The organism is Aminomonas paucivorans DSM 12260 (assembly GCF_000165795.1).
In the GTDB taxonomy this organism is placed as follows: domain Bacteria; phylum Synergistota; class Synergistia; order Synergistales; family Synergistaceae; genus Aminomonas; species Aminomonas paucivorans.
The window spans coordinates 1696299-1717691 of the sequence record NZ_CM001022.1 but is presented as its reverse complement, the minus strand read 5'-3'; the positions used below and the strand labels follow the sequence as shown (position 1 = coordinate 1717691).

Below are 21393 nucleotides of genomic sequence, written 5' to 3'. Positions count from 1 at the left end.
ATACAATTGTTTATTTTGAATTGTATTGCGTATTCTGGAAAAAAGCTCTTGTATTCCACCTGCTGCCCCCTCTACAATGTCCTCGGGGAGTTGGAAAGAGGGAAACTCCAAGGGGAATCCAGTACATTTTAAGGAGGCAGAAGAGATGTCCGTCCAGTACTCCGTTCCGACGAATCAGGTGTTTCCGGAGATCGAGAAGTATCTGCTGCGAGACGGGTTCGACATCATCATCGACATGGAGAAGTCCCAGGGCAGCCATATCGTGAATGCCCTGAACGGGGACAAGTGGCTCGACTTCTACACCTTCTTTGCTTCCGCTCCCTTCGGGATGAACCACCCGAAGCTGGCCAACGACGAGTTCAAGGAGAAGATCTTCCGGGCAGCCATCAACAAGGTGGCCAACTCGGACATCTACACCCACGAGATGGCGGAGTTCGTGAAGACCTTCGGAGAAGTGGCGGTTCCCCAGGGCTTCAACCACGTTTTCTTCATCGACTATGGGACCCTGGCGGTGGAGAACACCTTCAAGGTGGCCATGGACTGGAAGGTCCGCAAGCTTCTGGCGGCGGGGAAGATCAGCAAGGGCGACGCCGTGGCGGGGCGCAAGGGCACCAAGGTTCTCCACTTCAACGACGCCTTCCACGGCCGCAGCGGCTACACCCTCACGGTCACCAACACCCACGACCCCAACAAGTACCAGTACTTCGCCAAGTATGACTGGCCCCGGGTCATCAACCCCAAGATGAGCTTCCCCCTGGAGGAGAACCTGGGGATGGTGGAGTGGCTGGAGAGCGTGTCGATCAAGCAGATCAAGCAGGCCATCGCCAACAACCCCGACGACATCTGCGCCATCATCCTGGAGACCATCCAGGGCGAGGGCGGGGACAACCACTTCCGGACGGAGTACATGCAGCAGCTTCGGCAGATCGCCGACGAGAACGACATCCTCCTCATCTTCGACGAAGTGCAGTGCGGCATGGGCGTCACGGGGAAGATGTGGGCTTGGGAGCACCACGCTCCTGTGAAGCCGGACATCTTCAGCTTCGGCAAGAAGGCCCAGATCTGCGGTCTGGTGGCGGGTCCTCGGATCGACGAAGTGCAGGATAACTGCTTCAAAGTGTCCAGCCGGATCAACTCCACCTGGGGCGGCACGGTGGTGGACATGGTTCGGGCGCAGCGGTACCTGGAGATCTACCGGGACGAAAAGATCCTGGACTATGTGTCCCACACCGCCGGTCCTCGGCTTCTGAACGGCCTCCAGGAGATCCGCAAGGAGTTCCCGGACATGGTCCGCAACGTTCGGGGCAAGGGGCTCTTCTGCGCCTACGACATCGTGAGCCCGGAGCTTCGGGACAAGTTCATCAAGACCTGCTGGTCGGAGAAGATGCTGATTCTGCCCTGCGGGGACAACTCGGTTCGTTTCCGCCCGGCCCTCAACGTGCCCCTGGAGGACATCGACAAGGGACTGGAGATCACCCGCCAGTGCCTCAAGAAAGTGCGCTGCGACTCCTCCTGCTGCTGCAAGTAGAGAAGGTTCTGTCGGGGCCGGGGGTGGATTGGGCCGCCCCCGGCCCCTTTCTGTGGAAACCAGGGCACAGAGAGACGGTTTTCCCCCGGAAGCAAGTTATTCTCATTTTTCCCCCGTTGCGCCCCCCGGTGGGTGCGGTAGAATATAGGCAAGCCGGTTGAAAGCCGCAAGAGAGACCCTATTGCCCATGTGAAGACAAGGGCAAGGGGGCGCCGAAGGGGCAAGGTCCGCGAGGCCCGAATCTCTCAGGCGAAAGGATTGCGGCAGGACGGCACTCTGAAGATGGTCCTCGGGTCCTCCTGGATCCGCGGCGCCACCCCGAGGGCAAACGGAAGAAACCACCTCCGTGAATCCCCAGGGGCGAGACCAGAGAAGCGATTCCACCCCGTGGAGGGTTCTTCGATGGATTCTTGCGTGCGCTGTTTGACCAACAACCCCCGTGTTCTCGCTTCCTCGTCTTCTTGCTCTCCCGTCGAGGGGGGCGGAAAAGAGGTTCTTGTGGCCGCTCGCAGCTTGGTCCATCGAGGGGCCCGGCTCCTTTCTCATCCTCTGTACGGCAACTTTCGCCCCCACCAGCAACCTTTTCGGACCGTGGTCCTGGAAGGACCGCAGGAGGAGGAACGGGGAGTCGTGGATCTTCCCTCCCTTCACCTCTTGGAAGAAGCCCTGGGCATCTATGACGTCTACGAGGGAAAGCTTGCGGATCCTCATGGTGCGTGCTCTGAAGACTACGGCCTGCTGGATTTTGAGCTGATCCGGGAAACGTTGTTGCGCTACGGCCTGCTCCGCGGCTGAGGATTTCCGGTGCCCCAAACGCCATCCTTTATGGAAGGAGGTGAAAACAATGGTGGAACTCAACAAGGATATTTACGAAGCGGAAGTGCTTCAGGCGGATCTCCCCGTGGTGGTGGACTTCTGGGGGCCTTCCTGCGGCCCTTGCCTGGCCCTGATGCCCGAGGTGATCAAACTGGGCGAGTCCTACGAGGGGCGGGTGAAGTTCTGCAAGCTCAACGCCGCGGAGAATCGCCGTCTTTGCGCGACCTTGAAAGTGATGGGGTTGCCCACGATCCTCTTCTACAAGGGAGGAGAGCTGGTGGATCGGATCACCGGGGCCGAAGTGTCCCTGGAGGCGATCCGGGAGCGGGCGGAAAAACTCTTGGCCTAAGAGCGCTAGCGAGCCAAGGAGAAAGGAGGGGAATCATGAAGCTGGAACTGCATCGGGTTCGGATCCATGGTCTGAAGTGGGGAGAGGACACCAAGGTCGTCGGCGGGGTCCTGCAGGTTTGCAAGAAGGAGCTGCTGGCAGCTCTGGGCCAGGACGAGCGCCTGGCCTCGGTGGATGTGGACCTGGCTTGTCCGGGAGAGAAGACCCGGATCACGCCGGTGAAGGATGCGGTGGAGCCCCGCTGCAAGATGGAGGGCCCCGGCGGGCTCTTCCCGGGATTCCTGAGCGACGTGGAGTCCGTGGGTGAGGGGAAGACCCTGGTCCTGGAAGGGGCGGCGGTGCTTACCTGCGGCAAGATCGTGGGCTTCCAGGAAGGCATCGTGGACATGTCCGGCCCTGGGGCGGATTACACCCCCTTCTCCAAGACCTTCAACGTGGTGCTGGTTTTTGAGCCCCAGGAGGGACTGGAGAAGCACGAATACGAAGAGGCATGCCGGATCGCCGGGTTCAAGGCGGCCCACTTCCTGGCCCAGAAGGCCCTCGAAACGGGATCCGTGGCGGATCAAGTGGAGACCTTCGAGCTGCCCGCCCTGAGGGAGGCCATGACGGCGCACCCGGGGCTCCCCAAGGTGGCTTATCTCTACATGCTCCAGACCCAGGGGCTGCTTCACGACACCTACGTCTACGGGGTGGACGCCAAGCGCATCATCCCGACCCTGATCCATCCCAACGAGGTCATGGACGGGGCCATCGTGTCCGGAAACTGCGTGTCCGCCTGCGACAAGAACAGCACCTACGTGCATCTGAACAATCCGGTGATCCGGGCTCTCTACGCCCGTCACGGGGTGGACGTCAACTTCCTGGGCTGCATCATCACCAACGAAAACGTCACCCTGGCGGACAAGAAGCGCAGCTCCTCCTACGCCACGAAACTGGCCTCCCTGCTCGGCGTGGACGGTCTGGTGATCAGCGAGGAAGGCTTCGGCAACCCGGACACGGACCTGATCATGAACTGCCGCAAGGCGGAGAATCTGGGGATCAAGACGGTCCTCATCACCGACGAGTATGCCGGCCGGGACGGGGCCAGCCAGTCCCTGGCGGATGCGGCCAAAGAAGCAAACGCGGTGGTCACGGCGGGGAATGCCAACGCCATGATCGTGTTGCCCCCCATGGACAAGCTGATCGGCTTTGCGGAGTTCGTGGACGTCATCGCCGGAGGTTTTGCCGGGTCCCTTCGCGGGGATGGGTCCATCGAGGTGGAGCTCCAGGCCATCACCGGAGCCACCTGCGAGCTGGGCTTCAACAAAATCGGGGCGGCGACCTACTGATTTTCACAGGCCCTGTCCCGCAGGGGGCAAGGCGCGCGTATGGGGAAGAACGTAAGGAACATCGAGCGAGGAGGTGACGGCATGGGGAAACTGACAGGGAAGAAACTGCTTCTTCTGGGTGAACGGGACGGCGTTCCTGGACCCGCCATGGAGGCGTGCTTCCAGAGCTGCGGGGCGGAGATCGCCTTTGCGGTGACGGAGTGCTTCGTCTGAACCGCCGCAGGAGCCATGGACCTGCAGAACCAGCAGCGTATCAAGGACGCTGCTGAGAAGTTCGGAGCCGAGAACGTGGTCGTCATTCTGGGGTCTTCCGACGCCGAAGGCGCGGAGATCTACGCAGAGACGGTGGCGGCAGGCGATCCGACCTACGCAGGTCCCTTGGCGGGAGTCTCGTTGGGACTTCCGGTCTACCATGTGTTCGATCCGGCCATCAAAGAAGAGGCGGATCCCGCGGTGTGGGAGGAGCAGATTGGCATGATGGAAATGGTCCTCGACACGGAGGCCTTGGCCGAAGCGGTCCGCAAGATGCGGGAGGAGCACAGCAAGGTCACTTTGTAGGGCGCGGTTGCGCCCGAGGAAAGGAGGGAAAAGCATGACCTATCGTATCGTCCACTACCTGAACCAGTTTTTCGCGGGCATCGGAGGCGAGGAAAAGGCCGATGTGGTCCCCGAGAAGCGCGACGGCATCGTCGGCCCCGGAGCGGCGCTGAAAGGCGCCCTGGCGGGGAAGGCGGAGGTGGTGGGAACGGTGATCTGCGGCGACAGCTTCTTTGCCTCCAATATCGATGCTGCCACGGACACCATCCTGGAGATGATCTCTTCCTTCTCCCCCGACGCGGTGGTGGTGGGGCCGGCGTTCAACGCGGGCCGTTACGGCACCGCCTGCGGAGCCGTGGGAGAGGCGGTGTCCAAGCGCCTCGGCCTTCCCGTGGTGGGAGGCATGTATCCGGAGAACCCGGGGGTGGAGATGTTCCGCAAGGCCTTCCCCATCGTGCGGACCTCTGACAACGCCCGGGGGATCAAGGACGCGGTTCCCGCCATGGCCAAGCTGGTCCTGAAGCTGCTGGACGGCCAGACCCTCGGCACTCCCGAGGAGGAAGGCTACATCGAGCGGGGCTTGCGGGTGAACCTGTTCCACGATCGCCCCGGAGCGGAGCGGGCTGCGGAGATGCTGGTGAAGAAACTGAAGGGGGAGCCCTTCGTCACCGAGTACCCGATGCCTGCCTTTGATCGGGTTCCCCCCAGCCCTGCGCTGGTGGACCTGAAGAACGCCACCATCGCCCTGGTCACCTCTGGCGGCATCGTGCCGAAGGGGAATCCGGACCACATCGAAGCCTCCAGCGCCACCCGCTACGGCGAGTACGACCTTACCTCCGTGGCCTCCGCCACCGAGGAGGGCTATGCCACCGCCCACGGCGGATACGATCCCACCTACGCCAACAAGGACCCCAACCGGGTCCTGCCGGTGGACACCATGAGGCAGATGGAGAAGGAAGGGGTCTTTAAGAAGTTCCACGAGGTGTTCTACACCACCGTGGGCAACGGAACCCCCGTGGCCAACGCGAAGCGCTTCGGCGCGGAGATCGCCGCGAAGCTCAAAAAGGACGGGGTGGATGCGGTCATCCTCACATCTACCTGAGGAACCTGCACTCGTTGCGGTGCAACGATGGTCAAGGAAATCGAAAGGGCAGGATTCCCGGTGGTGCACGTCTGCACCATCGTCCCCATCTCTCTCACGGTGGGCGCCAACCGCATCGTCCCCGCCGTGGCCATCCCCTATCCCCTGGGGGATCCCTCCAGGACCCACGCAGAAGAGGAGAAGATCCGTCGGCACATCGTCGAGAAGGCCCTGAAGGCCCTTCAGACTGAGGTGTCCGACCAGACCGTGTTTAACGACTGATCCGATTCCCGCAGCAGCGAGGGTCGGGGACGGTCCGCACGGCCTAGAAAGAATCCAGACGAAGCGGCCCGGGACGTGATGCAGCGCTGGTTCACGGTCCGGGCCGCTTCCTTACTAGAAGGAGGAACCAAGCGGCCATGCCGAACGCAAACGTACGAGGTGCTGCCTACTGCCTGAACCATGTCCCCAACCTCGCCTTCCACTACGGGAACACCCCCTGGGTGGAGCGGGAGAGCAAGAAGGATTCGGAGTTTCTGGCGAAGCTTCCGGAGCACGTGCAGTCCTTCGAGGACTCCGCTCGCTTCGCCCCCAACCTGGCCTACATCGGCGCCCTGTCCCTGGAGGAACTGGCGGCCCATCCCCAGCCGTGGCTTCAGAACCTTCTCCCCGAGGTCCGTCGCTTCGGCTCCTACGGGGAGATCATGCCGGAGGACGAGTTCCTGGGCCTTCTGGACCTGTGCGACGTTTTCGACATCGTCTGGCTGGAACAGGGTTTCGCTGGGGAAGTGAAGGGGAAGCTTGCAGCCCACCCCCTCCTCTCCAAGGGCCCCCTCGCCCGTTTGGAGGCGGGGCATCCGGAGGAGGAGGTCCGCAAGGAAGTGGAGGAGCACGGAGCCCTCCCCCTCTACCTCGGAGAGCGTCTGGTGGGGTGCTCCCGGAAGGGGCACGAGCTGGACGAGTGCCTCTCCGCCTACGTCCTCCTGGAAAACCTGGCCTGCAAGGCCGGCGGGGTCCTCTCCCTCCTGCACCTTCTGGAGACGACGGGCATGGCTCCGGAGGAAGTGGACTTCGTGGTGGAGTGCTCCGAAGAGGCCGCGGGCGACATGAACCAGCGCGGCGGGGGCAACTTTGCCAAGGCGGTGGCGGAGATCGCCGGCTGCACCCACGCCAGCGGGTGCGACGTGCGGGGTTTCTGCGCCGGTCCGGTGAACGCGGTCATCGCCGGGGCCTGCATGGTGGCCAGCGGTGCCCGGAAGAACGTGGTGGTCCTGGCGGGGGGCGCCATCCCCAAGCTCTACATGAACAGCCGGGACCACGTGAAGAAGGACCTCCCCGCTCTGGAGAACTGCCTGGGGAACTTCGCCGTGCTCCTGGGTCCCGACGACGGGCAGCACCCGGTGATTCGACTGGACGCCCTGGGCAAGCATTCTGTGGGGGCCGGGGCCTCCCCGCAGGCGGTGACCACCGCCTTGGTCTACGAACCCCTGCAGAAGCTGGGTCTTTCCTTCGAGGACGTGGACAAGTACGCCGCGGAGCTGCACATCCCGGAGATCACCCTCCCCGCCGGGGCGGGGGATGTGCCGGCGGCCAACTTCAAGATGATCGCCGCCCTGGCGGTGATGAAAGGACAGCTGGAGAAGGCCAAGATGGGGGATTTCGTGACCCAGCACGGCATCCCCGGTTTTGCCCACACCCAGGGGCACATCCCTTCCGGAGTTCCCTTCCTGGGGCATGCCTCCGACGCCATCCGGCAGGGGCGCATGAAGAGGGCCATGATCATCGGGAAGGGAAGCCTCTTCCTGGCTCGACTGACCAACCTTTCCGACGGGGCGTCCTTCGTCCTGGAGGCGCCGCAGCCCGGCGCGGGAGCCGCGCAGGGGGTCACCCTGGACGAGGTGAAGTCCCTCCTCCTGGAGGCCTTGGGGGACTTGGCCGCCGCCCTTCGGGATTCCAAGTAGGGTGGACGCCATGACGGACAAGCGCGGTCTCATCGCGGAAGCCTTGGAGGAGCTGGTCCAGGCGGCGAAGAGCGGGGGACCCAAGGTGCGCGTCGGCCTCATGGCCCGAGGCAGCGAGCACGGCCCCGCTGAGCTGGCTCGGGCGGCCCGATCCGCTCAGGCCCAGGACCCCCGCCTGGCGGTGGTGCTCATCGGTCCTCGCCTGGAGGGCTTCGAGGACCTGGAGTGGATCGAAACCCCGGACTGCGAGGCCGACGTGGCCCAGGCCCTGGAGACGGCCCTGGCGGAAGGACGGGTGGAGGGCGCCGTGGCGCTGCACTATCCCTTCCCCCTTGGGGTCACCACCGTCGGAAGGGTAGTCACCCCGGGGAAGGGAAAACCCCTGATCCTGGCCTCCACCACCGGAGCCTCCTCGTCCCAGCGTCTGGAGGCCATGGTGCGCAACGCCATCCTGGGTCGGGCGGTGGCCCGCTCCCTGGGAATGGAGGACCCCACCGTGGGGGTGCTCAACGTGGACGGGGCGCAGCTGGTGGTCCGTGCCCTGGGTCGCCTCGCGGAGCGGGGGTACCCGATCCGCTTCGGCGAAAGCGTCCGGGCGGACGGGGGCGCGGTGCTTCGGGGCAACGACCTGCTGGCGGGGGCGGTGGACCTGTGCGTCACCGATACCCTCACGGGGAACGTGCTGGTGAAGCTCTTCTCCGCCTTCACCACCGGGGGCAGCTACGAGGCCAGCGGATGGGGCTACGGCCCCTCCGTCGGGGAAGGATGGCCCAAGGTGGTCTCCATCATCTCCCGGGCCTCCGGAGAGCCCGTGGTCGCCGGGGCGCTGCTGTACACCGCCTCGGTGGTTCGGGGAAAACTGCCGGAGCGGGTGGCGGAAGAAATCGGGGCGGCCAAGGCCTCGGGGCTGGAGGAGGTCCTGGTCTCCCTGGCGCCGAAGCCCGCCGCGGGAACCGGGGAGGCGGAGGTGTCCGCTCCGCCGAAGGAGCCCACGGAGGAGGAGATCCACGGCATCGACGTCCTTTCCGTAGACGACGCCACCCGGGAGCTGTGGAAGGCGGGGATCTACGCCGAATCCGCCATGGGGTGCACCGGCCCGGTGGTGAAGGTCCCTCGCAAGGATCTGGAGCGGGCAGAGGGCATCCTGAAAAGCGCGGGGTACCTATAAGCCCCGTTCAATTTGGCCACCCAAGCACACTTCCCGGGGGGTTCTTCGGCAACTTGCCGGGGAACCCCCCCTCGCTTTGCAAGAAGACACTTGCGGTGTGTTTCCACGGTGATCTACAATTTGGTTCGAGGCATAAGGCGGAACCGGGCGGCAAATGGGGTTTTGTGTTGACGGAATCTTCCCTCTTCTTTGCCCGCCCCGTCCCCGCTGCCTCCAAAGGGAGGTGACCGGTTTTCCAAGACGCCCAAGACCCTGGGAAACGCCTGCAAGAGCCAAGAAACGAGGGTAGCAGAGAGGAGGTGCACCTGTGGACGCGATCATGAAGATCAACGGTGTCGTCAACGGCATCGTCTGGGGGCCGTGGATGCTGGTCCTGTTCGTGGGGACGGGCGTGTATCTCACGGTGCTGCTGGGTTTCCCCCAGGTACGCTACTTCGGTTTCATGTTCAAGGAAGTTCTGGGGAAGTTGGGGAAGAAAAAGGAGGGAGAGGGGTCCATCTCCTCCTTTGCGGCGCTGGCGACGGCCCTTTCCGCCACCGTGGGCACCGGCAACATCGCCGGGGTCGCCACGGCCCTTCATCTGGGGGGGCCGGGCGCCATGGTGTGGATGTTCATCTCCGCGGTGTTCGGCATGACCACCAAGTTCTGCGAGGTCTCCCTGGCGGTCCGGTTCCGGGACAAGGATGATCAGGGGAACTGGCGGGGCGGCACCATGTACATCATCGAAAAAGCCCTGGGGATGAAGTGGCTGGCGGTGGTCTTCGCCGTCTTCACCTTCTTCGCCTCCTTCGGCATCGGGAACATGGTGCAGGCCAACTCCACCGCCGAGGGACTGAACCTGGGCTTCGGCATCCCCCATCTGTACACCGCCATCGCCCTGGCGATCCTTACCGCCCTGGTCATCTGGGGAGGGCTGACGCGGCTTTCCACCGTCACCACCTACCTGACCCCCTTCATGGCCATCTTCTACATCGTGGGCGGTCTGGCGGTGATCGCGGCCCACCTCTCCCAGGTGCCCGCCGCCATCGGCAGCGCCGTCCACTACGCCTTCTCCGATCCCATGGCCATGCCGGGAGCCCTGGCAGGCTGGACCGTGAAGATCGCCATGACCAAAGGCATCGCCCGGGGGGTCTTCTCCAACGAAGCGGGCCTGGGCTCCGCCCCCATGGTGCACGCCACGGCCATCGTGGACCATCCGGTGCGCCAGGGCGTCTACGGGCTCTTCGAAGTGTTCATGGATACCATCGTGATCTGCATGATCACCGCAGTCTGCGTCCTTTCCACGGGAGTCCTGACGGCGCAGCCGGAGCTGACGGGGGCCAAGCTCACCCTGTCGGCCTTCCAGAGCGTCCTGGGGGGAACGGGCACCATGATCCTCTCCGTAGGACTGGCCCTGTTCGCCTATTCCACCGTGCTGGGCTGGTACTGGTACGGGGAAACCGCTGCGACGTACCTTTTCGGGACCAAGGTCATCATGCCCTTCAAGGTCCTCTGGATCGTCCTGGTGATCCTGGGTGGCTGGGGAGGAGCGGAGATCCTGGTCAACCTGTGGGATCTGGCGGATACTCTCAACGGCCTCATGGCCATCCCCAACCTGGTGGCCCTCCTGTTGATGTCCGGAGAGATGAGGCGTTTGGTACGGGACTTCGACGAGAAGCGGCGTACCGGTGTCTTGAAGGACTGAGCCGGACAGGGCGGGGGGAAAATCCTCCCGCCCTTCTTTGACCTGGAAGGAGTCCTGTCATGCTGCGTCCTACCCGAATGGAGGTCCACCTGGGCCGGATCCAGGAGAACTATCGGTCCATCCGCTCCCACGTGGGAGCCCGAGCCCAGGTGATGGGGGTGGTAAAGGCCAACGCCTACGGAACGGGCATGGTTCCCGTGGCGTCGGCCCTGCGCGAGGCGGGGTGTACCCGCTTTGCCGTGGCTACCCCCGAAGAGGCCCTGGAACTGAGGCGGTGCGGTATCGGTGACCCCATCCTGGTGATGGGGGCTTCTTCCGCAGATGCGGCGGGGGAGCTGGTGGCCCAGGATGTAGCCGCCACGGTGGCGGACCTTTCCTTCGCCCAGGTCCTGAGCCGGGAGGCGACCCGCCAGGGGCGGCCCGCCCGCTTCCACCTGAAGGTGGACACGGGCATGGGGCGCATCGGTTTTCTTCCCCAGGAGCTGCCTTCGCTCCTGCCGGAGCTTCTGGCCTTGGGAAACCTGGACTTCGAGGGGGTGTTCACCCACTTTGCCACCGCCGACGAAGAGCGTCTGGATTACACCTGGACGCAGTTCCGCCGGTTCGGGGATGTGCTGGAGGAGCTGCGGGACCGGGGGGTTGGGGTGCGTCTGCGTCATGCCTGCAACAGCGCCGCCCTGATGCGCTGTCCGGAGATGCACTTGGACGCGGTGCGCCCGGGGGTGATCCTCTACGGCCTGCGTCCTTCTCCCGGGTGCCCCGTCCCCTTCCCCCTGTCCCCGGCCTTCGAGGTGAAGACCTCCGTGGCGGCGCTGCGGGAGTTGCCCCCCGGCTCGGGGGTCAGCTACGGCCTGCGCTACGTCACCCGGGGACGGGAGAGGCTGGCGGTGCTGCCCCTGGGGTACCGGGACGGCTACGTCCGGGCCCTGGCGGGCAAGGCGGAGGTGCTGATCCTGGGACACCGGGTTCCCGTGGTGGGGACCATCTGCATGGACCAGTGCCTGGTGGATGTGACCTCCCTGCCGGAGGTGTGCGTGGGGGACGAGGTGGTCCTTCTGGGAAGGCAGGGGGACCGGTCCATCGAGGCGGAGGAGATGGCCCGGTGGCTGGGCACCATCGTCTACGAGATCCCCGGCCTCTTTTCGGAGCGGGTGCCTCGGGTCCATCTGGAAGACTGAAAGATCCCCCGGCACTTCGGAGCTGGGGGATCTGTTGTACCTTCTTTTGTTCCCAATATTCCGTCAATCAAGGCACGGGGAATCCCACTCAAAGGAGGAAGGTCCATGAAGATCGGATGCCCGAAGGAGATCAAGAACCACGAGTATCGAGTCGGCCTGATTCCCGCCGCCGTTCGGGCCTACGTGGACTCGGGACACGAGGTGTTCGTGCAGCGGGATGCAGGGGTGGGGTCCGGGATTCCCGACGAGGAGTATCAGACTGCGGGAGCCTCCATCCTCCAGGATGCGGCGGAGGTGTGGGCCCGGGGGGAGATGATCGTCAAGGTCAAGGAACCCCTGCCCCAGGAGTATCCCCTCATGAGGGAGGGGCAGCTCCTGTACACCTACTTCCACTTCGCCGCGTCGGAGGAGCTGACCCGGGCCTGTCTGGACCGGGGGATCGTCGCCCTGGCCTACGAGACCGTCCAGGAGGCCGACGGGACCCTGCCGCTCCTCAAGCCCATGAGCGAGGTGGCCGGGCGCATGGCGGGGCTCATGGGCAGCTACTACCTGGGACGGGCCCACGGGGGGCGGGGTGTCCTGGCCTCGGGGGTGCCCGGGGTGGCTCCCTGTAACGTCCTTATCCTGGGGGGGGGCATCGTGGGGCGCAACGCCGCCCGCATCGCCGCGGGTTTCGGCGCCCGGGTCACCATCCTGGATCTGCGCCCCGGCGTCCTGGAGTTTCTGGGGGACATCATGCCCCGAAACGTCTTCCCGGTGTACAGCGACCCCATGACCCTGGAGGAGGGACTGAAGGAGGCGGACATCGTCATCGGGGCGGTGCTCATCCCCGGTGCCAAGGCCCCCAAGCTGGTGCGGCGGGAGCATCTGAAGACCATGAAGCCCGGGGCGGTGCTGGTGGACGTGGCCATCGACCAGGGGGGGTGCTTCGAGACCTCCCACCCCACCACCCACAGCGACCCGGTCTTCCTGGTGGACGGCATCGTGCACTACTGCGTGGCCAACATGCCCGGGGCCTACTCCCGCACCGCCACCTTCGCCCTGAACAACGCCACCATCGCCTACGGCAAGCAGCTGGCCAACAAGGGCTGGGAGCAGGCCTGCCGGGACAGCCTCCCCCTGCGCCTGGGACTGAACCTGGCTCGGGGCAAGGTGACCTGTCTCCCCGTGGCGGAGGCCTTCGGGCTGGAGTTCCTGACCCCGGAGAAGCTCCTGAAGATCTGAAGTTCCCAGAAGAAAACCCGCAGAGCAGGCCGCGCCGGGGGGGAGACCCTCCCCGGCGCTTTTGCGTCTCGTCGGTCCCCCCGAGGTACAATAGCCCCGAACCTCAAGCGGAGAGGAGATCGGACCAGACCATGAACACGTTGAAAGAAGCTCTGCAATCCATGAAGGCGCCGACCCTGACGGAGGAACAGCAGATGGCGCTTCGGGAAGGGGCGCGAAAAGGGAGGATCCAGGGGGTTCTCATGACCGCCGCTGCGGGAAGCGGACACCCCGCCGGATCCCTGTCCAGCATGGAGCTGTACCTGCTGGCCTACGGAGCGGCCCGGATCGATCCCCAGAATCCCGACGACCCGGACCGGGACCGGGTGGTGGTCAGCCACGGCCACACCTCCCCGGGGGCCTACGCGGCCCTGGCCTTCTGGGGCTTCGTCTCCGAGGAGGACCTGGTTCCCCATTTCCGGCAGGCGGGAAGCCCCTTCCAGGGGCACGTGGAACGGGAGGTCCCGGGGATCGATTGGGGCACCGGCAACCTGGGGCAGGGACTGGCAGCAGGGGTGGGGTTTGCCCTGGCCGCCCGGGCTCGGGGTTCCGAGGCCTGGACCTACGTCCTCATGGGGGACGGGGAGCAGGTGAAGGGGCAGGTGGCGGAGGCCCGACGCATCGCCGCCAAGGAGCGTCTGAACCGGCTTACCGTCCTGGTGGACCTGAACCACATCCAGATCTGCGGCACCACCGAGGCCATCATGCCTGCGGACCTGGTGGCGCTGTGGAAGGCCGACGGATGGCGGGTGGCGGAGGTGGACGGGCACGACGTGGGGGCCCTCTACGTCGCCCTCCGGGAGGCCCGGGAGGGCGACCGTCCCACGGTCCTGCTGTGTCGCACCGTCATGGGCAAGGGGGTCTCCTTCATGGAGGGGATTCCGGACTACCACGGAAAGGTCGCGTCGGGGGACCGGCTTCGTCTGGCCCTGGAGGAGCTGGGGGCTTCGGAGGCCGAGGCGGCACGGGTGGTGAAGCTGCGGGATGCGCCTCTTCCCCGGGGACGGGAGGTCCGGCCGCCCGTTCCCTGTCTGGACGCGGGGAGTCCCCTCACCTATGGGGCGGAGACGAAAACGGACAACCGATCTGCCTTCGGGAAGGCCCTGGCGGACCTGGGGGCGAGAAACCGAGGAGTTGCCGGGCGCACGCCCCTGCTGGTGTTCGACTGTGACCTGGCGGGTTCCGTGAAGGTGGACGGTTTTGCCGCCGCCTGCCCCGAAGGGTTCGTGGAGGCGGGGATCCAGGAGCATGCCGTGGCCACCGCGGCGGGAGCCGCCTCCACCGCCGGGGTGGTCTCGGTGTGGGCGGACTTCGGGGTCTTCGGCCTGGACGAGGCCTACAACCAGCAGCGTCTCAACGACATCAACGGCTCCTCCCTGAAGCTGGTGCTCACCCACGTGGGTCTGGACGTGGGGGAGGACGGGAAGACCCACCAGTGCATCGACTATGCGGGGCTGCTTCGTAACACCTTCGACTGGAGGCTGGTGGTCCCGGCGGACCCGAACCAGACGGACCGGGCGGTGCGCTGGGCCCTGACGGAGCCCGGAAACGTCTGCCTGGCCATGGGGCGAAGCGTGGTGCCCCCGATCCTTCGGGAGGACGGGACCCCCTTCTTCGGGGACGGATACTCCTTCCGCTACGGGGAGGTGGACGTGCTGCGCCCCGGTCGGGACGGATCCCTCCTTGCCCTGGGAGCCCTGGCGGGGCGGGCACTGGAGGCCCGGGACCTGCTGGCCCGGGAGGGCCTGGAGGTTCAGGTGCTCCACACCGCCTGCCCCTTGGGCCTCGACCCGGAGGAGCTCCTTCCCCTCCTGGGGACGGGACCCCTGGTGACGGTGGAGGACCACCACGTCGACACGGGGCTGGGGGCCTCCGTGGCCCTGATCCTGGCCCGCTCCGGCCGGGTCGTGCCCCTGCGCACCCTGGGGGTCACCCGCTACGGGGACTCCGGGGCCTCTCGGGACGTGTACCGCCGCATGGGGCTGGACGCCCCGGGAATCCGGGACGCCTTCCTGTCCCTTCGGGCTTCCCATGCTTGAGTACGGCGACCTGGTCTTTCTCTGGTCCCCCAAGAAGGGGGATGCCTTCCTCCTGCGCCTGGCCAAGGGGGCGGTGCAGGGTTCCCGCCTGGGTCAGCTGCGGCATGACGACTTCGTGGGCAAGGAGTACGGAAGCGTGGTGCGAAGCCACAGCGGGGAGTCCTTCGCGGTGCTGCGCCCCACCTTGGGGGAATACACCCGGCGGATCAAGCGGAACACCCAGATCGTCTACCCTAAGGAGGCGGGGTTCCTGGTGATGCACCTGAACCTGGGCCCCGGCGCCACGGTGGTGGAGTGCGGCACCGGGTCGGGAAGCCTCACCTGCGTCTTCGCCCACTTCGTGGGGCCCACGGGGAGAGTGTGTACCTACGACCGGCGGGAGGATTTCTCCGAGCTGGCCCGAAAGAACGCGGAGCGCTGGGGGGTGGCGGACCGGATCACCTTCAAGGTCCGCAGCCTGGACGAGGGCTTCGACGAGAGGGATGCGGACGCAGTCTTCCTGGACCTGCCCAACCCCTGGGACTACATCGCCGCCGCCGAGGAGGCCCTGGCCCCGGGAAACCGCCTGGCCATCCTGGTGCCCACCACCAACCAGATCGAGCGGACCCTGGACGTCCTGCGGGAGCACCACTTTGCGGATCCCCAGGTTCTGGAGCTGATGCTGCGCTACCTCAAGACGGACCCGAGGCGCATCCGGCCGGAGGACATGATGGTGGGACACACGGGGTACCTGATCTTCGCCAGCAAGGCGGATCCCGTGGTCTTGCCGGAGGAGCAGGCCGCACCGGAGGCGGTGGTTCTCCTGGAGGCGCCGGGGGAGGAACAGAAAGAGCCGACTTCCGAGGAGCATGGAGAGTTCTAAGGGGATCGCCCTGCTGCTCCATCTCTGTTGCGCCCCCGACGGGACGGTCCCCTGGCCGGATCTGGAGGCCCAGGGCTTTCGCGTGACGGGGTACTTCACGGGCCACCACATCCACCCGGAAGAGGAATACCGCCGCAGGGCGGAGAGTGTCCGCGCCCTGGCGGAAAGCCGGGGAGGGGCCGCGGTTTTCGAGCCCTACGATCCCCCCCGATGGCTGGAAGCGGTCGCGGCTTTGAAGCATGAGCCCGAGGGAGGTCGCCGCTGCGGGCTGTGCTTCGCCCTGCAGCTCCTGGGGGCGGCACGGGCGGCGCAAAGAGAGGGGTGCACCCACCTTTGCACCACCCTTACCATCAGCCCCCACAAGGATCCGGAGCGGATCAACCGCATGGGGCGACAGGTGGCCTCCCAGTTCGGTCTCCTCTGGGAGGATCGGGTGTGGCGGAAAAACGACGGATTCAAACGTTCGGTGACGGAAAGCCACAGGCTGGGGTTGTACCGCCAGACCTGGTGCGGCTGTGTGTACAGCAGAAGGGAGGGGCAGGAAGGATGAACTCCATGCCCTCGGGAAAACTGGCCCCGGAATCGCTGGAGCGCTGCGTGCTTCACTTCGGAGGGGCCACGCGTCCGGAGCTTGTGGTGGGACCTGCGGTGGGAGAGGATGCGGCGGTGATCCGCTGGCCCGACGGGAAGTTCCTGGTCTTCACCTCCGACCCCATCGTGGGGGCCGGAGCGGGGGCCGGAAGGCTCCTGGTCCAGGTGAACGCCAACGACGTGGCCTCCAAAGGGGGGGAACCGGCCTTTCTCGCGGTGACCCTGATCCTCCCCCCTTCCTTGGGAGAGGCGGGGGCCTGTTCCCTCATGACGGAGATCCACGGGGCCTGCGCGGAGCTGGGGATCGCCGTGGCGGGGGGGCACACGGAGTTCAACGACCGCTACGACCGCCCCGTGCTCATGGGAGCCATGATCGGGATGGCGGACCGGGTGCTCTCCGCCCGGGACATCCGCCCCGGGGATCGGCTCCTGGCGACGAAGCACCTGGCCATCGAGGGTCTGTCCATCCTGGCCCAGGATCGGCCGGATCTGTTGGAACCCTGCATGGACCGGGGCGAACTCATGGAGGTGGCGTCCTGGGGCGCCCTGACCTCCGTGGTGCCGGAGGCTCGGGCCCTTCGGGATCTGGCCCGGTTCCTCCACGACCCCACGGAGGGCGGCTTCTGGGGAGGGGTAAGCGAGATGGAGCGCCTGGCGGGGCACCGTTTCCGGGTGGAGGAGGACCGCGTCCCCTTGCACCCCCTGACCCTTCGGGCGGCGGAGAGGCTGGGTTTCGACCCCCTGCACCTCATCGCTTCGGGAAGCCTGTTGGCGGTGTTGCCTCCGGAAGCCCTGGAGGAGGCGGGGAAGCGTCTGGACGACCTGGGGATCCCCTGGGCCTCCGTGGGGGAGGTGGCTCAGGAGGCCTTCCACGGGGACGTGTCCACCCGGGAGGAGCTATGGGGACTGCTGCGCCGTCCCCTGGAAGTCCGGTCGTGAGCTTTTCCGCCTGCGCCGGGCGCCTGGCCCGGCTTCGGGGGGCCCTGATCCAGGAGGACCTGGACGGAGTTCTTCTCCTGGTTCGGGAGGGGCAGAACTGGGAGAGCGCCGTCTACCTGAGCGGCTACCGGGGGACCAGCGCCGCGCTGCTGGTATCCCGGGACGAGGAGATCCTGATCACCGACGGGCGCTATCTGGTCCAGGCGAGGAGCCAGTCCCCCTTTTCCGTGGTGGAGCAGGGGAACCGCTCCCTCGTGGAGGCGGCGGGGGAGGAGATCCGGCGTCTTCGTCTGCGCCGGGTGGGCTTCGAGGCGGAACGGGTGTCCCTGCGCGTCTACCGGGAGATGGAGTCCCGCTGCCCCGTGGAGTGGGTGGACCGTTCGGACCTCCTGCCCCTTCTGCGGCGGATCAAGGAAGAACAGGAACTCCGCCTGATCGAGGAGGCGGCGCGGAAGGCAGCGGGAGCCTTCATGGAGACCCTGGGGGTCGCGGGTCCCGGGATGAGCGAGCGGGAGTTCGCCGCTCTGCTGGAGTATCGCCTGCAGGTTTCGGGAGCGGAGGGAGGATGGGGGTCCCACTCCTTCATCGTGGCCTCCGGGCCCCGGAGCGCCCTGCCTCACGGCACCCCCACGGAACGGCGCTTTGCCCCGGGGGAGTGGTTCACCGTGGACTTCGGGGCCCGATACGAAGGCTATGTCTGCGACATCACCCGCAACGTGGCCGTGGGGACCCTGGATCCCTGGGCCCGGGATCTCCACGAACTGTTGGTGGCCGCCCAGGATGCCGCGGCGGAGGCTCTCTGCGTGGGGGTCTCGGGGCGGGAGGTGGACCGGGTCGCCCGGAGCCTGATCGAACAGGCGGGGTGGGGGGAGGCGTTCTCCCACGGTCTGGGCCATGGCATCGGGCTGGAGCTGCACGAGGCCCCTCGTGTCTCGCCTCGGGGAGAGGACATCCTGGAGGCGGGGGACGTGGTGACCCTGGAGCCGGGGGTGTACGTGGAGGGACGGGGGGGACTGCGGGTGGAGGACGACTACGTCCTGCGCATGGAGGGGCCGGACCGGATCACCCAGGCCTTGCCCCGGGAGTTCTTCGTCCTTCGCTGACTGGCTGCCTGGGAGGGGATTCGTCTATAATGACGGAGGTGCGCGTCACCAGTCCGAGATGAGGGAGGCCTGTTCGATGAAGAAGTACGTCTGCACGGTCTGCGGATACGTCTATGATCCCGCCAACGGAGATCCGGATTCCGGGATCGCCCCCGGGACCCCCTTCGAAGAAATCCCCGACGACTGGGTCTGTCCCGTCTGCGGGGTCGCCAAGGACATGTTCGAAGTCACGGAGTGACCGATCCCGCGTCGGATCTTCCTGCGCGAAGGGGCGGCCCGTTCGGGTCGCCCCTTCGCCGTTTCCTAGGGTCTGTTCAGGATGTGCTCCCCCAGGGCGTTCAGGGATGCCTCGTCCGCCGTGGGGCTCTCCAGGGTGAGGACTCCCGATCCGGGGAGGGAGAGGGTCAGGGAAAGCCCCAGGTGGGGGCGGGCCTCCAGGATGGCGAGGCATCCCTTCCACTCCGAGGTTTGGTAGGTGGCCCCAAAGCCTAGGGGGGCGTCGTTCCCCCGGATTCCCGGCTGGGGGGCCTTCCAGTCCGCCACCAGGGGGCCGGCGAGCCACTCCGCGTGGATGCGGTCGCCCTGGGCGTTTCGGTAGTCCCGCTGGACCCAGGTTCCTTTGTCCCCGGAAGGGGTGGTGATGGGGGTCGTCTTGGGGGCGGACAGGGAGGTCCACCCCTCCAGATCCGGAAGGGCCTCCGGGGAGACGGGCAGTGCCCAGGCAGCGGTGGCCCAGGCCAAAAACAGGGCGCATAGGGTGGGTCGGACAAGACGCAGGGGGATCACCTCCGGTTCCTGACAGCCCGGTTATGATAAACTTCCCTCGAATCAGGACGCAAGGCCTTGAGGGACGTTCCTTCCCTTTTCGGGAGAGGATGGTTCCCCGAGGCGGGACCTTCCCGGGGTTCGATCCCCGGTGGAGACAGAGGAGAGGATCGGGTGCGCTCCTTCAAGATCGACGTGTACGGATGCCAGATGAACGCCTACGACGGGGACCGGCTGCGCACGGCCCTGTCCGGGGCCGGTTGGACGGAGGTCCAGGGGGAGGACGAGGCGGATGCGGTCCTCTTCGTCACCTGCAGCATCCGAGACAAGGCGGAGCAGAAGGTGGCCAGCGAGCTGGGGCGTTATCGTCCCGGAGGGGGCAGAAAGGCCCCCGTGGTGGCCCTCTTGGGCTGCATGGCCCAGAGGCTGGGGGAAGACATCCCGCGGCGGTTCCCCTGGGTTCGCCTCTTGGCGGGACCCCGGCACCTAGGGCGAGTCCCCGAGGCCTTGGGGCGCTGTCTGGAGGACGACCAGCTTCGCGTCTTCCTGGACGAAGACCCGCGAGCCCTGGAGGACCTTCGCTTTCCTCCCCAGGTGACTCCGGGAAGCATCCGGGCCTACGTGACCATCGCCCACGGATGCGACCACTTCTGTGCCTACTGCATCGTCCCCTACGTCCGGGGACGCTTCCAATCCCGGGACCCGGAGGCGATCCTCCGAGAGGTCCGGTGTCTGGCGGATCGGGGAGTCCGGGAGATCACCCTCCTGGGGCAGAACGTGAACCGGTTCGGGGTCGACCGAAGCGACGGGTTCTCCTTCCCCCGGCTCCTTCGGGAGGTGGCGGAGGTTCCCGGGGTGCTGCGGGTCCGCTACGCCACGTCCCACCCCGTGGACTTTTCGGAGGAGCTGGTGCGGGTCATGGCGGAGCATCCCCGGGTCTGCCCCGCCTTGAACCTGCCCGTCCAGTCCGGGAGCGACCGGATCCTGGCGGCCATGGGGCGGGGGTACGACGGGGCCTCCTACCGACGATCCGTGGGACTCCTGCGGGAACGGGTTCCCGACGCGGGGCTCACCACGGACCTGATCGTGGGGTTCCCCGGGGAGACGGAGGAGGACTTCCGAGAGTCCCTTTCCCTGCTGGAGGAACTTCGTTTCGACCAGGTCCACTCGGCGGCCTACTCCGTGCGCCCGGGGACCCGAGCCGAGAGCTTGCCCGGGCACCTGGACCAGGCGACCCGGATGCGGCGGCTAGGCGAGGTGAACGACCTTCAGTCCCGCATCGCTCGGGAGATCAACGAGACCTATGTGGGGCGCGTCCTCCCCGTCCTGGCGGAGGGCCCCGCACCCAAAGGGGAGGGGTTCTGGCAGGGGCGTACCCCCCAGGACAAGGTGGTGCTCTTCCCTGGGCCGGCGACGGCGGGAGAAGAGATCCTCGTGAGGATCGTGTCGGCGGAGACCTGGTACCTGCGCGGGGAGGTGCAAAGGCCGGGGGAGGAGAGACCGTGGATTTCCTGAAGAGACGCCCCTTCTGGACGGCCCTGGGAGGTTTGGTCTGTTTCCTCGTGGCCTTCGCCCTCGTCTGGGGTTTTGCCGGACGGTTCCGCAGCGGGGAGAACCGACAGGTGGCGGGGGACATCCTCCGGGTGGCGGCCCCTGAGGCTGCCCAGCCCCGAGAGGGAGAGACGGCGCCCCCGTCTCTCCCTCCCGAGGCGACTCCGGACTGGATCGTCTACGTCACCGGGGAGGTGAGGCATCCTGGCATCGTCCGGGTGCCCCCGGAGAGCCGGGTCTACGAGGCGGTGGACAAGGCGGGAGGGCTCACGGAAAAGGCGGACCCCGAAGGGGTCAACCTGGCCGCCCTCCTGAGGGACGGAGACCACGTCCGGGTGCCCGAAAAGGGCGCGCCCCCTGCGGGAGGAGGAAGCGCCGCAGGGGCCCCGGTTTCCCGATCCACCACCAAGGAGACGGAAGGGGTTCGGGGAGGCGCCTCTCCCCAGACGGCCACGGTGGATCCCAACCGGGCCACCGCCAAGGAGCTGGAGGCCCTCCCCGGAGTGGGGCCCAAGACCGGGGAGGCCATCGTAGCCTTCCGGGAGGCCAACGGCCCTTTTCGGGTGCCGGAGGACCTCCTTCGGGTGAAGGGCATCGGCCCGAAGAAGCTGGAGCAGATGCGACCCTTCCTTCGCTTGTCCCCCTGATCC

At 66.3% G+C, this 21393-nt stretch carries 20 protein-coding genes and 1 riboswitch; of the genes, 19 read left to right on the top strand and 1 reads right to left on the bottom strand.

The window, feature by feature from the left end; translation table 11 throughout:
* The first annotated feature begins 145 nt into the window (after positions 1 to 145).
* The 17 genes from lat (at position 146) to rd (ending at position 18665) form a co-directional block, all read left to right on the top strand.
* Entirely contained in the window at positions 146 to 1528 is a 1383-nt protein-coding gene (lat, locus tag APAU_RS08095; RefSeq protein WP_006301236.1) for an L-lysine 6-transaminase, read from the top strand.
* 157 nt (positions 1529 to 1685) lie between these two features.
* Positions 1686 to 1799, top strand: a riboswitch (glycine riboswitch).
* Between the two features lie 11 nt (positions 1800 to 1810).
* Positions 1811 to 2323 (top strand): GrdX family protein, encoded by a 513-nt coding sequence (locus APAU_RS08090; RefSeq protein ID WP_332248355.1) that lies wholly within the window; start codon positions 1811 to 1813, stop codon positions 2321 to 2323.
* 49 nt (positions 2324 to 2372) lie between these two features.
* Positions 2373 to 2693, top strand: a complete 321-nt coding sequence (locus APAU_RS08085) for a thioredoxin family protein (RefSeq protein WP_006301234.1) — start codon at positions 2373 to 2375, stop codon at positions 2691 to 2693.
* A 35-nt stretch (positions 2694 to 2728) separates the two neighbouring features.
* A complete protein-coding gene (locus tag APAU_RS08080; protein WP_006301233.1) occupies positions 2729 to 4021 on the top strand; it encodes a glycine/sarcosine/betaine reductase component B subunit in 1293 nt (430 codons plus the stop codon).
* Between the two features lie 81 nt (positions 4022 to 4102).
* Positions 4103 to 4579 (top strand): glycine/sarcosine/betaine reductase complex selenoprotein A, encoded by a 477-nt coding sequence (gene grdA, locus APAU_RS08070; protein WP_083806791.1) that lies wholly within the window; start codon positions 4103 to 4105, stop codon positions 4577 to 4579.
* A 34-nt stretch (positions 4580 to 4613) separates the two neighbouring features.
* Complete coding sequence (grdB, locus tag APAU_RS08065) at positions 4614 to 5921, top strand: glycine reductase complex selenoprotein B (protein ID WP_006301230.1); 1308 nt, start codon at positions 4614 to 4616, stop codon at positions 5919 to 5921.
* Between the two features lie 137 nt (positions 5922 to 6058).
* Positions 6059 to 7600 (top strand): glycine/sarcosine/betaine reductase complex component C subunit beta, encoded by a 1542-nt coding sequence (gene grdC, locus APAU_RS08055; protein WP_006301229.1) that lies wholly within the window; start codon positions 6059 to 6061, stop codon positions 7598 to 7600.
* 10 nt (positions 7601 to 7610) lie between these two features.
* Positions 7611 to 8768, top strand: coding sequence for a glycine/sarcosine/betaine reductase complex component C subunit alpha (gene grdD, locus APAU_RS08050; RefSeq protein WP_006301228.1), 1158 nt, complete (start codon positions 7611 to 7613; stop codon positions 8766 to 8768).
* 307 nt (positions 8769 to 9075) lie between these two features.
* On the top strand, positions 9076 to 10452 hold the full coding sequence (locus APAU_RS08045; RefSeq protein WP_006301227.1) for an alanine/glycine:cation symporter family protein: 1377 nt from the start codon (positions 9076 to 9078) through the stop codon (positions 10450 to 10452).
* A 59-nt stretch (positions 10453 to 10511) separates the two neighbouring features.
* Positions 10512 to 11630: an alanine racemase gene (alr, locus tag APAU_RS08040; protein ID WP_006301226.1), complete on the top strand. Its 1119-nt coding sequence runs from the start codon at positions 10512 to 10514 to the stop codon at positions 11628 to 11630.
* 105 nt (positions 11631 to 11735) lie between these two features.
* Positions 11736 to 12854: an alanine dehydrogenase gene (ald, locus tag APAU_RS08035; protein WP_006301225.1), complete on the top strand. Its 1119-nt coding sequence runs from the start codon at positions 11736 to 11738 to the stop codon at positions 12852 to 12854.
* A 131-nt stretch (positions 12855 to 12985) separates the two neighbouring features.
* Positions 12986 to 14932, top strand: coding sequence for a transketolase (locus tag APAU_RS08030; protein ID WP_006301224.1), 1947 nt, complete (start codon positions 12986 to 12988; stop codon positions 14930 to 14932).
* The gene (locus APAU_RS08025) at positions 14925 to 15794 is read left to right on the top strand and encodes a tRNA (adenine-N1)-methyltransferase (RefSeq protein WP_006301223.1); all 870 of its coding nucleotides are present in this window, start codon (positions 14925 to 14927) and stop codon (positions 15792 to 15794) included. Before APAU_RS08030 ends, APAU_RS08025 begins: the two co-directional genes overlap by 8 nt.
* Positions 15781 to 16344, top strand: a complete 564-nt coding sequence (locus APAU_RS08020) for an epoxyqueuosine reductase QueH (protein WP_006301222.1) — start codon at positions 15781 to 15783, stop codon at positions 16342 to 16344. The genes APAU_RS08025 and APAU_RS08020 overlap by 14 nt, the downstream gene beginning before the upstream one ends.
* Complete coding sequence (locus APAU_RS08015; RefSeq protein WP_006301221.1) at positions 16341 to 17324, top strand: AIR synthase related protein; 984 nt, start codon at positions 16341 to 16343, stop codon at positions 17322 to 17324. The genes APAU_RS08020 and APAU_RS08015 overlap by 4 nt, the downstream gene beginning before the upstream one ends.
* Positions 17321 to 18427, top strand: a complete 1107-nt coding sequence (locus APAU_RS08010; RefSeq protein WP_006301220.1) for a M24 family metallopeptidase — start codon at positions 17321 to 17323, stop codon at positions 18425 to 18427. The genes APAU_RS08015 and APAU_RS08010 overlap by 4 nt, the downstream gene beginning before the upstream one ends.
* Before the next feature lie 76 nt (positions 18428 to 18503).
* Positions 18504 to 18665 (top strand): rubredoxin, encoded by a 162-nt coding sequence (rd, locus tag APAU_RS08005; RefSeq protein ID WP_006301219.1) that lies wholly within the window; start codon positions 18504 to 18506, stop codon positions 18663 to 18665.
* 65 nt (positions 18666 to 18730) lie between these two features.
* On the opposite strand, the gene APAU_RS13325 is transcribed toward rd, so the two are convergent.
* Positions 18731 to 19213 carry a hypothetical protein gene (locus APAU_RS13325; RefSeq protein ID WP_006301218.1) on the bottom strand — a complete coding sequence of 161 codons (483 nt, stop codon included), beginning with the start codon at positions 19211 to 19213 and terminating at the stop codon, positions 18731 to 18733.
* A gap of 153 nt (positions 19214 to 19366) precedes the next feature.
* Between APAU_RS13325 and miaB the strand changes: the two genes are divergently transcribed.
* Complete coding sequence (gene miaB, locus APAU_RS07995; protein ID WP_006301217.1) at positions 19367 to 20707, top strand: tRNA (N6-isopentenyl adenosine(37)-C2)-methylthiotransferase MiaB; 1341 nt, start codon at positions 19367 to 19369, stop codon at positions 20705 to 20707.
* Positions 20695 to 21390 carry a helix-hairpin-helix domain-containing protein gene (locus APAU_RS07990; RefSeq protein ID WP_006301216.1) on the top strand — a complete coding sequence of 232 codons (696 nt, stop codon included), beginning with the start codon at positions 20695 to 20697 and terminating at the stop codon, positions 21388 to 21390. The genes miaB and APAU_RS07990 overlap by 13 nt, the downstream gene beginning before the upstream one ends.
* The last annotated feature ends 3 nt before the right edge of the window (positions 21391 to 21393 follow it).